Raw genomic sequence first — 12,452 nt, forward strand, 5'->3', positions numbered from 1 at the left:
CTATACTTTAGAAGCCGCTACAGCCTCTGGTTTTGTGTTAAATATCTCTGATAATTGCTCATCTGGTAGAACAAACTCACAGTATCCACTTCGTCCATCCAAATCTCTCAGATATCCTTTGGATGTTTGCGCTGCTTGAGCTTGCGCAACTCTTGCAAACTCTCGGTTGGATGATCGAGAGTCGTTGCTTCTGACATTTTGTAGTTTTTCACGTACTTCCTTTGTATCTTGCATACGCAGGGCTTCTATAGCTAGAGTTGTTTCTTCCTCAGATGTTGTCCCTAAACATACATAGGTACTCATGAGATCCACAACATCTTTGAGGTCGCTGGGCTTCTGTGTAGCGTACCAGATGCCAGCATTCGCCGATCTTCCAGCCCTTTGTAACTTGTTCGCTAATTCGTTACCCAATTCAGTCCGTAACCAAGCCCACGCCTCATCAAGTGCCGCAACTTTAAACTTGGATCGATCCCGAAGCACAAAACTTTCAGCAAGAATTGCAGTAGACATCATTACCGCAAGAGTAACACGCTCGTCTAACTCCATACTCTCCCTTGTTTTGTTTGGGTTGGGAAGCTTTAATCCTGCCAACTGTAGCAGAACGATTCCATACTCAGGTAAATCTTCGTTTGCAAAGAGATCATCTTGGATTGCCTCTTGTTCTTTCTCCCGATCCCCAAATAACAACTTTCCTTGCGGCAAATCAGCAACTTCCTTTAAAAATCCCGATATTTGTTGAGCTACAGGGCGAGTATCAGCTTCCAAATGCTCCATCATTCTACGCATTGATGCTTTGATACCATGGAGCTTTTCATTTTCTACTGCTTTTTTTGCGGCACTTAGAAGAACTGTATTTTCATCGTCCTCTAAACCACGCTTCCTCATTAAACCAATCATTGATACTGCAACCGCACGAGCCATCTCTTTATCTTCCATACGAAGAAATGGGTCCATACTACCAGGTCTTTGTCTACCATCTAATACTAGTCGATAGACATTTTCTTCGAGTCCTGGCATTGTTTTTACCCAGTGAGTACGCTCTTCCTTGATATCAATTACAAATACTTTTGCTCGCCAGACCAGAGCAGCGTAGTATATCAGTGTATTGATTAAGAATGATTTACCTGATCCCAAGGGACCTACAATGCCCAGCCCAGCATCTTTATTATTTTGGGGACCTAATGCTATGTCTAAAGATACCAACGCATCATATTCCGTAAATCCTAGAGGGACACCACTTGCTGTTCCTAACAAGTCAGCAGATCCAGGAGAAGCAAATGTAGCTGCTATCTCTGGCAACATTGGCTCATCGTATCCGATTTTGGAATCCCATGGTCCAGGCAACCAGTTCTGATATAGTTCTAACTGTATGTTGCTTGGTTGATATCCTATGAGTTGGAAACCTTCCAGTTTTTGAATCAAGTTTTTTGCGTTGAGGTTTACTTCTTCCCTTGTCCTTCCATCTACACAAAAAACTATATGCGAGTGTAGCATAGGCACCTCTGACTTTCGTATATACTCAGCAAAGGCTTCTACCTCTTCGTGTTTTTCAAGCATCTCCATACTTGGATGAATGTTGCCTTCTAAAACATGACTCACTTCATCATTCACATCTCGTTGTTTAGCCTTCGCAAACTCTCGTGTCTCTACTGGAGGAATATGAGTGTAGTGAAGCATAGAATCAACATTGTAGCCTTTACATCTAAGCGGCACTTTATAAAGGAGTTCATCTCCAGGCATTTCTATGGTATCTGGAAGCGAAGCCACTGTGATGAATGAAAGAAAGCGTTGATCGTTGTCATGGTCAATCTGAACACAGTCATGATACTCTGTCACTTGTGCCTCACAAAGCCAAGTGTAAGCTTTCTTTTTCATCGGGAAATCACGCTTCATCCACTCTGGAAGTGGTGGCATTTCCATCCCTCTATACGTATGGTGACGATACACATAGTTACATATCTCGTGGGGGAGAAGTCGTACCATTGAACTTGAAAATACGTCTACTCCTATGCGTTTTTCAACTTTTTTATCTTCTTCAAATGCTTTCTCTAATTCGTCATTAAAAACTTGATCTCCACCAATTCCCAGCCCCCGTTGGAACCATCGAAATACATGTCCTGTTGTGTTATCCTGATCCTTCACTTTTGTCTTGTTGGGTAATTCTACTCCAAAAATAGTGATGTATTTTGGGGCTACATTGGAATCAACAACGTACTTCCATTGATCAAAAATCTTTTGTGCTGCTACTTCCGCATGTTCATCTCCAATACTCTTCACCAAATTATCGAGCTGTACATGGTAGGTATCGGGTACCTTGACTCTCCACATACGTACTTGATACCCATTTTCTTGAAGGTATGTGAATAAGCGTACATCCTTTCCCCATTTCCCCTTCTTCTCATCCATGCTCTTAGAGGGATAGGGAGTAAAAAGGTAGCCATAGAAGGCTACCGGATTTGATTCTTTGAAAAAAGCTATGTTTTCTACTATCTGTGTCGGGACACGGGTATCCGAAAAGTTCATTTCTGTTTTCCACCATCCAATCTAGTAAGTTGTTTATTTTCAATTCGTCCGTGACTGACTGGATGCCCCAATCTCGTTACTTTAGAACGTAATATCCTTGTTAAGAAGGAAGCTACAAAAACAGTTAGCTTCCTTCCTTGAGCTGGTGCTTTATAGATAGCCCATGCAATGACAAAGGGAAATACCAAAAATCGCCCCATGACATCAATCACAAGGAAATCCACGCCTAAAAACTCAAAGTTCATTAGGGGAATAAATCCTACAAGAGTAGCTGGTATAAAGAACAGTTCCCAAAGAACTAAGAACACTGCAACAGATACCATGATAGGACGAGGAAGCTTAATTCCTTCCCAATGATACAACTCTTTTTTAACTTTAAAGCCTGTTGAATACGTCCTGATGGTATATGGTTTTTGATCTGCCATATTAATCAAGTCCTGCCATCTTATTAAATCCATCCGCTAGGATTTTTAATAATCCAAGTCCTCCTAAAGACACCGCCCCGATTACTGCTATATCCAACAATGTAGTATACAGATTTAAGGTTCTACCTTTCGCCTTATGCCAAATCATGACTCCTACGCCAACAACCAAAATCCAAATGGCTATACCATTCAGTATGTTTTGTGGCAAAGTACTAAACAACTTGTCCATTTAAAATCCTCCTACTTGTTCACTGACACTATGAACCAATCCTTTTCTTTTTCCATGACTTTCACATCGTAACTCAATGTCATAGTAGATTTTGACTGATCTTCTACTGCTATCCAAACCCGAACGATATACTCTTGATCCGCTCTCGATAATACTTGAATACTCTTTAGCTCTTTGTATGCTGTCGGTAACTGGGTTGAAGGTATGCTCTTTTTGTCCAATGTATATCTTTGAACGGCTTCTGGCTCACCTTTCATCCAAACTTGCATAAAGTTAGCTAGTGTGGTCTTGAGTTTTTCCTGCTTTTTATCATCAAGCGGAATTTCCTCGGCCTTCTCTGATTCCAGATCTTTTTTCGGTGGATCAACTACGCTTGGGAATTGATCGACGAACCAACCCGAACCTGAACGAACAACAGGACATTCGAAGTAAAGAATTCTACCATCATTTAAGTGAACACGAAGCTTCACTCGTGCTTTTTTATCTTCTTGTGCCCAAGCTTCATCAAAAGCGAAGAGCTGAGTCACCTTGATAGGCTCTTTACTGAATTTAACCAGATAGGCATTGTTTGCACTCAAAAAACTTTCGAATTTAGCTGATATATAAGGTTTCAACCAGTCGATTTTTTTATCTGTATCATTTCCATATGCATCGGATAGCCAGATACTTGTAAAGGTGTTTGCAACTTCTTTTGCTTGGGTAGGGATTGGTTTCGGGATTTGTGATTTCTTTACATTTGCACGAATCTCCTGAACATAAATAACCGCATTTTGCAATTGATATATTGCCATAACTCCAGTCGCTATGGATAGGGCTATAACAGCTACAAACAACCAACTGGCCACCATACGAAATTTATGATTTTGGAATACTTTCATTGTGCACTCCTTTCCAGAAAAAAAGTCAGACCTACGAAAAATAGTAAGCCTGACTGGAATAAGCTATGATTCTACTCTATTATGATTTGGCCTTTGTTTCAGGAAGTTTTAGTTCTTGTCCTGGGAAGATCCAGTGACCGTGATCCTTGGCATTACGTTTGTCACGCTTCACTAGCATATCCTTGTTTAGTTCCCAAATCTCTGTCCACTTGTTGCCATCACCTAGTTTTTCCTTAGCGATGTCAAATAAGCAATCACCTTTGACTACTTTGTATGTAGTTTCGGTAGTTGGTGGACTAGCTACTTCGTTAGGATCGGTTGTTATAGGTTCTTTACTATCGTTTTGTGCAACAACAGTTCCATCAACACTTGCTTTTTGTTCAGAAGTTCCATTCGTTCCATCACCAAGAGCAATATTTGTTTCATTACCCTTTGTTCCTACAACACCAGCTGATGATTTAGCCGAATGAGTACTACTGCTGCTACCACTAGCTACTGGTGGTTGAACTGTTCCACCTGTCGCTGGGGTTGCTGGCTCAGGCTTTGGTTCTGGCTTTGGTTCTGGCTTCGGCTCAGGCTTTGGTTCTGGCTTTGGTTCTGGCTTCGGCTCAGGCTTCGGCTCAGGCTTTGGTTCTGGCTTTGGTTCTGGCTTCGGCTCAGGCTTTGGTTCTGGCTTTGGTTCTGGCTTTGGTTCTGGCTTTGGTTCTGGCTTCGGCTCAGGCTTTGGTTCTGGCTTTGGTTCTGGCTTCGGCTCAGGCTTCGGCTGATCTTGTCCACCACCAGGAGGTACAATCGTTCCTCCACCTGGTATAACTGGTGGATTTTCATTAGCGTATGCTGGTACTAATACCAATCCTGCGCTTAAAGATAGAGCTAACACTGTTGCGGTAAGTCTTTTTTTCAAAGGTATTCCCCCGTGTTGTATATTGGTTCCTATGGTTCGAATGATCTTCGGATGCTCCCTTGGCTTGCGCTGGCTCCCCCTATAAACAAGGATCACCGCTCAACGCTTCGTAAGACCCCCACAAGTCTCACAAACAAGGATCTTCGCACCTATTCATCATCGAGCTTCTATCGAGGAAGCAGGAACTATTGTCAGGTTGTCGTGATCTTCTGTGGGAGAAAACCACCCTGAACTAATTCAAAAAAAATGAATCTTTTCCTATTATGTTCATTTTCATGAATTATTTCAAGTGTTTGGTAAAAATAAATCCATTTTTATTTTTTCGTCATCCAAGAGCGTAATGTCTCATCTTGGACTATTCTCTTCCACTCCTCAAGAGGTGCAATCCATTCCTGTTCAACTCTCTTTGGCCATTCCAAACCAATTCTGTTGCAACGCAGTGCTAATTGGGTTAACCACTTTATAGAGTATTTCCCTAGGATTTTGGCCGCACGAGAAGCAGAGTATTCCTGATTGTTTATGTATGGAATATCCAGCATTTCACTATCCCTGAACCACACTTTTACCCCTTCTATCATTTTTTTACTCCCAAACTTTACAAGTACGTTTCTCCATTCCTGTATAGGAGCTTCCCATGCACGACCTCTCTTTTGAGGCCACGGATAACCTTCTCTTTGAGCCTTGCGTGCAATTCTAGCCACATATGACTTGCTATGCTGAATCCGCTCCGCCACTTGCTCTGTAGTAAAGTACCTAAACTCCGTGATTTCCTCCTCCTCTCTTTTTAAACTAAAAATTTAAAATAAAGTATTATTATACAACAAATATTAAATATAGCATGATAATTCATGATATAACCATTTCACAGTTAAACAAAGTGCGAACAAAATAGACAGACTTTATCGAACAATAACCAACAAAAAAAAGCGAACGATTTAATCTCGTTCGCTAGACTGTCATATCGGCTGATTCTTCATGTTTCCGCCTTTTGTAATAAGTAGTCCTCTGAATCATCACGGGACATCATTGCTGCAAAAGGCACTAGATAAAAAATCAGTGCTACTGGGAAGGTGAATAACATTACTTTTACAAAGCCCTCCCAGAATGATAGGTGGTTTGCATTTGGGAATATAGTATAAAATCCTTCTGTCGCGATTTCTTCAAATCCCAGAACTTTACTCGCCATAATGAGTAGAATTCCACCTGTGAAACCATGTGTCGTTATCCTATTTGCTAGACCAGTTAACCGCAACATATATTTAGCTATACTTGTGAAGTATAGTAACCTGAAACCCACTTCCTTTAATGCTGTACAAATTACACTTGCAACCCATCCCATGCACCCCATTGTAAGCAAAAATGGAATAGCTAATTTGAGTGATGTTTCTATTCCTGTGTACGGATGAATGATAGAGTGAAATAACTGATTGAAAGATGGGCTTACCAAATCAACAAAATAAAGCGTCCCAATCAAAACTAGTAGGGAAAAATATATTTTATGAATCAAACTCATATGTCCGCCTCTTTCTCATTGTTGTAATTTTTGCTTGTGATCCTCAACCGCTATGTAAAGCAGATAATCAACTATATTATTGTGCTTTGGGTGGCCCCACATTGTATATTGGACTGGTTCATCTCTGCAAACGAAGCAATTTCCCCGACTTTGACTATCAGGTTCACGCTTGCAGAGCCAACAGTTTCCGACTATACCTTTCATAAGTTTCTCCTTCTAGCATTATGTTACTGCCCCATTCATGACTCTATTAGTTTCTCGCTTAAACACTTCTAGTAACAGTTGATAAGTACGTTCCAAATGCTCTATTTCAATTTTCGCTAACATTGCCTGATGATAAAGCTCCCGTTCTTTGTTTATGGCTTCCTGCAAGTCCTCATCTTGGGATGCACTTGCTTCTTTTTCTCGCAATGTCGAATGGCTACTACGATGGGATCTATCTAACAAGAGACTAGCCCTTAACCGTTTGGCTTCTTCTGCTTGAATACGATACGCTAAATCCGCATCAAGATATCTCTGTTGAGCTACTCGAATTTGGTCAATCACTTCTTCCAAAGGTTGGGTTGCCATACTTATTAGCCCCTTTCAATATCTAAATAGAGAAACACCATTCTTAAACTAATATTCTATTTTTTGGGCGTTAAATCCTGTTCAAAACACTAACTTCCTTTTGGAATTACCTGTATAAGCCAAACTCCCTCAAATTCCCCCATCTAACAGGGACGAAGGTAAAGCCTAATTCCCTTGCTACCAGATAACGTATGTACCCATCCACGAGTGTAAGGGATTCCTGATGGACTACTATGTATTCGTCCAATTCTCCTGATTTTTGTATATGCTGTCTGATCCGCTCCAGTTTCTCTTCCCTGGGCTTGGATTCCGCAAGCTCATAGGGAATCTGAATCCTATCTAGCTCTATCATCACTACTGATTTGGTTGACATTTTATCTCTCCTTGTAGATAAGCTATCTCACAACAATCCTCACCTTTTGACCATCACGGAACCCCTCCAGCTTGTTCCCAATATAGGAGCCTGCGCCACGGTTGTCACTGGGCGAAATGTAAGCTATATCAGCACCTTTTCCACCTTGCAGGCATAAGGCCATAGGAAACTCGTCCCGATCATAACCCTTCTTTGTGGGGATTCCTTTGAGCGATTCCTCACGTCTCTTCTCAGCTCCTGCACGATCTATCGTACAAATATCAGTCTCACCCTTCTGAACGGCTTCTTTGATATGCTTTGCGGTCTCTGGATAGCGGTCTGCTGGTAGTTCGATCGTAGCTACAACAGAGTCTGCATGGCTCGATTTTTCTGGAATCTGACAACCAGTCATTAGGAACATAGTAAAAATTACTAGAATTAGAAAACGCTGCACCTTTTCATCTCCCATAGTTCGGATTTTAGGGTCAAATCGGGTCGCCTTGCTTCAATCATCGTTCGGATTTGGATACAAATATACTACTTGAATCCAGAGAAATGTTCGCCTTCTATTAATCCCTAATCCTTACGAATCTCTCCACTTCCATCACATGCCGAACAAGGTAGCTTGTAATCTAACCAGCCGTCCCCTCCACACACATAACAATCTACAGGAATATCAAGTTCTGTGAGAGGGTCGTACAGGTAAGCTTTCACTAACTCTAATTCCGATTCAGTCAGGTTGACTCCTTTGATAGCTTGATTAGCCAACTCTTCCGCAAATATCTCATCTATTCTCTTGACCATATAGTTTCATCCTCTCGTTGTGTATGTGAAGTCTGAAAAACAAACCCTTCTGCTTTCCAGACCGTGTGATCTTCAATCTATTTGATCACGCTGAGCAACTAGTTTCTCCCAAATAGCTTCGAGTCGGGGGTCCCAGTTGATTATCTTAGTGTACTTCCCGATAAAACCAGCTTCCACCTTTCCAACTCGACCATTCCTAGATTTAGCCACAATGATTTCCAACTTCTCAACTGGCGGCTCTTGAACCATCGGATGATAATAAGCATCACGATAAAGAAGTAAAGCCAAGTCAGCTTCCTGCTCCAAGCTCCCTGAGTCCTTGAGGTCTGATAGCAAAGGTCGCTTTTCGGATCTGCCTTCTACTCCCCTGTTTATCTGAGCTAATACTACAACTGGAATATTTAGCTCTTTCGCCATCATCTTTAGTAAGCGGATCGAATGCGTCAACTGCTCATTGATCGTATGTTTTGGATACGTTGGATTAACAAGTCCAATATAGTCAATGATGACACCATCTAACCCCTCTGTTCGCTTTAGTTTCCGAACGGTAGCACGTATATCTTCTACCGTAACTGCTGTCTCTTGCCAAGCTATCGCTCCCGAATAGCTTTCAAGAACGCCTGCTGCGTTTGTGAGCTTTTGTAAATCATCGTCTGAAACTTTGTGTCTCTCGTGTTCATCCGTCTCTCTCCAGACTTTGGAGTCAACATTTCCTATCAGGGAAAGCATGCGTTGTACCATTGCTTCACTTGTCATTTCAAGAGTAAAGTATGCAATTTTTTTCCCTGTCCTCTTGTAATTTTCCAGTAGAGATAAGGAAAATGCTGTCTTCCCCATACTGGTTCTCCCTGCTATAAGGACTAGTTCATCATTTTGAAACCCACCTGTAAGTTTGTCTAGGTCCTCAATGCCAGACTTTAAAACATTAACTGGATCTATAGAACCTAGTTTGTCAAAAATCGAACAAACCACATCAATTGTTCTTCTAACCTTACTTTGGTGCTGGTGATCTGAAACCTTCTCCAACTCGTTTTGAATTAAGTTCAATTCGTGTTGAATCTGTTTCTCGTTTTCGATCATACCCTTCTCCAACACGGTTTTAGCAACGGATTGCGTTTGTCGCCAAGTGTAGAGATTACGTAAAATCATACAGTGCTGCTGAACATGATTAGGGCTAAGTGTTCCGCCTGCCATCTCTATCGCATCGCTAATTTCCATGTCACATTCTAGGAAGGTGGGTTGTAAGGCCACTAAATCAGGAACCACTTGATCTCGATACAGCTCAAGTATCTTGCTTACAATTTTTCCGTGTTTGTGGTAGTAGAAATAATCCGCTTTTAGCGAATCCTCAATCTCTGGCATCACGTTTTCGGGATCGAGAAGAATAGAGCCGATTACCTCTCTCTCTAGCATCGATTGACGTTCTTGTTCCTGTACACTTTGAAAAGTCATCGTCTAACACCTCCAGCTACGCTCAGTTCCTTTGCAATTTCATCTAGATCAAAATCATCAAATTTAAGTGGCTTAGCAGGAGTCGGTTTGGTCGTTTCTGGGGGCGGAACGTCCCACCCCTCTTTGATGGCATATTCAATTCCACCATACACAGATTTTAGCTTCTTCACTCGCTTATCATAAGCGTTGGCATTCTCAATACAAGCAATCAGATCCTCACCATGATTCTTAGCAAGTGTTAGGAGTCGCTTTACTTGTTTAGCTGTATAGAGCTTTTGGAATTTCTCCTGAATGAAATCAACAACGACAACAACATCTTTTTCAAGCACCTCTGGTTGTTGTTGTTCTTTTTTATTTAATTCATTATTACTTGTGTCGCAATTTGAGACGGGGGGGGTCTCATTTTGAGACGTCTGGATGTGGGTCTCATTTTGAGACTCCCCAGTGTTTTCAATGGGAGTATCATTTTGAGACCCACTTTTGGATTTGGATGCCGCTTTCTTTCTTTTCTTCTTGGCCTTAGCGATTTTCTTTTCTTCCTCTTCCATCTGAACAGCGGACTTTAGTAGCTCGACAAGATGGTCAGTAATATCATGAAACTTAAACTCGTTAGACTGATTTGGGCGATGTATGATAGTGATGAGTGGAATTGCTGGATTTGGATTTTCCGTAGACCGGATAAAGGTCTTAATGGCCCGGTTGTATGTAGCTTTGGAAATATTTGCTTCTAGACAAACAGTAGAAACGGCGGGCATACAGCCTTTAGGCAAATTGGCGTATCTACGGAGGATTCCGTATACTATTTTTTCGGTAGGTGTTAGTACAGTCGAAGTAAGAATGACATTTGGAATGATTGTGAAACCTAGACTTTCATTTTCAGATTCAAATACTGCTTTATCTTGTGTGGTTGACATATATTTAAATTCCTCTCCTCGATCGACCATCAAGGAAGGAGCTATAACTACACAATTAGCCAATTTTCCCCTATTGATTTACATAGAATAGGTATATAAAATAGGGACATAGGATAATTATGTTTATAGCGATCCCTCTTTTTCAGTGGATCGTTGTTATAGCGACCTTTTCTCTTTTATTGGTCGATTAGAATATGGAGCTTCACTAGTGCCTGCTCGCCAAAGTTGACACTATTGAGGCTCTTTCCCATTTTTAATGTTTTTATATAAATATATGATGAATCAAAATAAAAGTATTTTCAACAGAAAATTACAACAAAAATCCTCCCCACAACAAGACCTTGGGCAGGATCGCTCACGTTCATATCTCAATTCATCAAAATATTTTTACTACATTTTCGGTTAACTATATTGACCTTAACCGAAATTGAAAGTACAATATCAGAGATGAGTTTTGAAATCGACAGGAAAGTTGTTGGCTCAACTTCTGTCACGAACATAAGCGATCTGTCATCAGCAGGTCGCTTTAAATTTGTCTCCATTCTATTACCAATCGATAGATTAAACAAGAGTGAATATTTTACAAAAGTATGTTTCGAAATGAAGATTCCCCATTGTATCTAAGGGGTTTCATCATTTAGGAGCATACTTTTTTTGTCAGGTTTCTAGTTCGCTTCCTCTTGTTTACTAGCACTTTTCAATTCCCAGTACGTCTGATCAATCTTCCGATCTAGTTCCTCGGCCTTAGCATAGTGACGGTTCTTCAAGAACTCCATATCGTCCTTGATTTTGTTGGCAGTCAACGTTAAATCAGCAATTCCTTCACTGTTTTCGATGACCTGTTCTCTTATTGCTTTGATTTCCTCTGTGTTTTTATCTACCTTAGCCTCTAGTTTATCAAAACGTTTCTCTACAATTGTCTTCATGTCATTAAGACTCTTGAGAATCGTTTCCAAGGTCACTTGGTTTTTATCCATTAGTATCTTCTCCCTTTTCGTCCGCTATCTTCTCAAAAAGATCCCAGTAAGAAAGCTCTAATCCTTCCATCAAAGAAGCAATGGTGGATGGATCTAAGGTAACACTTTGATCGAATCTAGACAATTTGGCCTGGGCAATTCCACTTTTTTCAGCAACATACTCTTGTGTCCATTTATTTTGTGCTAATAGTTGCTTTAATCTACCTCTCACTCTTACGATTGGCCTGTTTGTATTTAGGTGTCTTCTAGTATTCATGTATGAAATCCCTCTCTTGGTTCTTATGGATTGAGTATACATTATTGTGTAATTAAAAAAAAGACTTGATTACACATTATTGTGTAATGTATAATATGGTTATAACAGAGATTTGGAGGGATTATTCATGAAAAGGAAACTTAGATGGACTTCCTGCCCTAGATGTAAAAAGGAAATTATGACTACCGCAGAGGTTAATAACAAGCTTGCAGGTATCTGTTCCGAATGTAGCAATAGAGATGATGAGTTTGAAGTCATGGAAATTCAGAAGCAAAGCATCCAACAGAACTACATTCAAAAAAGGTAGGACCTGATATTAGGGGGGGATGCTCCAAATGTTATCTCCCCTTCTAAACGTAACGATTGTAAATGTCTAGATTGGAGTTGGTTGATATGTCAACGTTATCGGGTTTCCGTCATTGTTGCTTGTGTGGTAAATCGGAAATTGAGCAGGGAAACACATTAGCTTCAAGCAGGTTCCTAGATATAGGAATGGCTCGCTACTGGATGTCGTCTGCATGCAAGGATTACTATTTTTGCGATGAATGTTTGGTTGGTGTGAAAGGTGATTCAGTTGCAGAGAAAGTCGAACATCTAGCAAGGCTGAATGAAAAGGAACTAGGAATTATGGTGGATTAGGAGGGGATGACCTGGT

Annotated in this window: 17 protein-coding genes; 2 read left to right on the plus strand and 15 right to left on the minus strand. The window is 40.8% G+C overall.

The genetic code is table 11. The features are described 5' to 3' along the window. The 15 genes from BLU58_RS08935 to BLU58_RS09010 all read right to left on the minus strand — a co-directional run bounded on the left by BLU58_RS08935 (position 1) and on the right by BLU58_RS09010 (position 11,797). The gene (locus BLU58_RS08935; RefSeq protein ID WP_093291887.1) at positions 1 to 2,523 is read right to left on the minus strand and encodes an ATP-binding protein; all 2,523 of its coding nucleotides are present in this window, start codon (positions 2,521 to 2,523) and stop codon (positions 1 to 3) included. Continuing rightward, a complete protein-coding gene (locus BLU58_RS08940; RefSeq protein ID WP_176786580.1) occupies positions 2,520 to 2,948 on the minus strand; it encodes a TcpE family conjugal transfer membrane protein in 429 nt (142 codons plus the stop codon). The genes BLU58_RS08935 and BLU58_RS08940 overlap by 4 nt, the downstream gene beginning before the upstream one ends. 1 nt (position 2,949) lies before the next feature. Further along, on the minus strand, positions 2,950 to 3,177 hold the full coding sequence (locus BLU58_RS08945; protein WP_093291889.1) for a hypothetical protein: 228 nt from the start codon (positions 3,175 to 3,177) through the stop codon (positions 2,950 to 2,952). An 11-nt stretch (positions 3,178 to 3,188) separates the two neighbouring features. Beyond that, complete coding sequence (locus BLU58_RS08950) at positions 3,189 to 4,055, minus strand: conjugal transfer protein (RefSeq protein WP_093291890.1); 867 nt, start codon at positions 4,053 to 4,055, stop codon at positions 3,189 to 3,191. Positions 4,056 to 4,134: 79 nt separating this feature from the next. Beyond that, positions 4,135 to 4,959, minus strand: coding sequence for a LysM peptidoglycan-binding domain-containing protein (locus BLU58_RS08955; RefSeq protein WP_093291891.1), 825 nt, complete (start codon positions 4,957 to 4,959; stop codon positions 4,135 to 4,137). Between the two features lie 314 nt (positions 4,960 to 5,273). After that, a complete protein-coding gene (locus BLU58_RS08960; protein WP_143123753.1) occupies positions 5,274 to 5,660 on the minus strand; it encodes a hypothetical protein in 387 nt (128 codons plus the stop codon). Between the two features lie 272 nt (positions 5,661 to 5,932). Beyond that, a complete protein-coding gene (locus BLU58_RS08965) occupies positions 5,933 to 6,472 on the minus strand; it encodes a hypothetical protein (RefSeq protein WP_093291893.1) in 540 nt (179 codons plus the stop codon). A gap of 222 nt (positions 6,473 to 6,694) precedes the next feature. Further along, positions 6,695 to 7,042 (minus strand): hypothetical protein, encoded by a 348-nt coding sequence (locus BLU58_RS08975; RefSeq protein WP_093291895.1) that lies wholly within the window; start codon positions 7,040 to 7,042, stop codon positions 6,695 to 6,697. Positions 7,043 to 7,148: 106 nt separating this feature from the next. Then, on the minus strand, positions 7,149 to 7,415 hold the full coding sequence (locus BLU58_RS08980; protein WP_093291896.1) for a ParB N-terminal domain-containing protein: 267 nt from the start codon (positions 7,413 to 7,415) through the stop codon (positions 7,149 to 7,151). 22 nt (positions 7,416 to 7,437) lie between these two features. Next, positions 7,438 to 7,815, minus strand: coding sequence for a NucA/NucB deoxyribonuclease domain-containing protein (locus BLU58_RS08985; protein ID WP_176786587.1), 378 nt, complete (start codon positions 7,813 to 7,815; stop codon positions 7,438 to 7,440). A gap of 155 nt (positions 7,816 to 7,970) precedes the next feature. Continuing rightward, the gene (locus BLU58_RS08990; protein WP_093291898.1) at positions 7,971 to 8,198 is read right to left on the minus strand and encodes a hypothetical protein; all 228 of its coding nucleotides are present in this window, start codon (positions 8,196 to 8,198) and stop codon (positions 7,971 to 7,973) included. 72 nt (positions 8,199 to 8,270) lie between these two features. Continuing rightward, positions 8,271 to 9,650: a replicative DNA helicase gene (locus tag BLU58_RS08995; RefSeq protein ID WP_093291899.1), complete on the minus strand. Its 1,380-nt coding sequence runs from the start codon at positions 9,648 to 9,650 to the stop codon at positions 8,271 to 8,273. Further along, positions 9,647 to 10,564: a helix-turn-helix domain-containing protein gene (locus tag BLU58_RS09000; RefSeq protein ID WP_176786581.1), complete on the minus strand. Its 918-nt coding sequence runs from the start codon at positions 10,562 to 10,564 to the stop codon at positions 9,647 to 9,649. The genes BLU58_RS08995 and BLU58_RS09000 overlap by 4 nt, the downstream gene beginning before the upstream one ends. A gap of 665 nt (positions 10,565 to 11,229) precedes the next feature. After that, positions 11,230 to 11,541, minus strand: a complete 312-nt coding sequence (locus BLU58_RS09005) for a hypothetical protein (protein WP_093291901.1) — start codon at positions 11,539 to 11,541, stop codon at positions 11,230 to 11,232. Further along, complete coding sequence (locus BLU58_RS09010; protein ID WP_093291902.1) at positions 11,534 to 11,797, minus strand: helix-turn-helix domain-containing protein; 264 nt, start codon at positions 11,795 to 11,797, stop codon at positions 11,534 to 11,536. Before BLU58_RS09010 ends, BLU58_RS09005 begins: the two co-directional genes overlap by 8 nt. 127 nt (positions 11,798 to 11,924) lie before the next feature. Between BLU58_RS09010 and BLU58_RS09015 the strand changes: the two genes are divergently transcribed. Together BLU58_RS09015 and BLU58_RS09020 are read left to right on the plus strand one after the other, a co-directional pair. Continuing rightward, on the plus strand, positions 11,925 to 12,104 hold the full coding sequence (locus tag BLU58_RS09015; protein WP_093291903.1) for a hypothetical protein: 180 nt from the start codon (positions 11,925 to 11,927) through the stop codon (positions 12,102 to 12,104). An 86-nt stretch (positions 12,105 to 12,190) separates the two neighbouring features. After that, on the plus strand, positions 12,191 to 12,436 hold the full coding sequence (locus BLU58_RS09020) for a hypothetical protein (RefSeq protein ID WP_093291904.1): 246 nt from the start codon (positions 12,191 to 12,193) through the stop codon (positions 12,434 to 12,436). Positions 12,437 to 12,452: the final 16 nt, after the last annotated feature.

The sequence above is a fragment of the Thermoactinomyces sp. DSM 45892 genome (assembly GCF_900107305.1).
Classification (GTDB): Bacteria; Bacillota; Bacilli; order Thermoactinomycetales; family Thermoactinomycetaceae; genus Baia.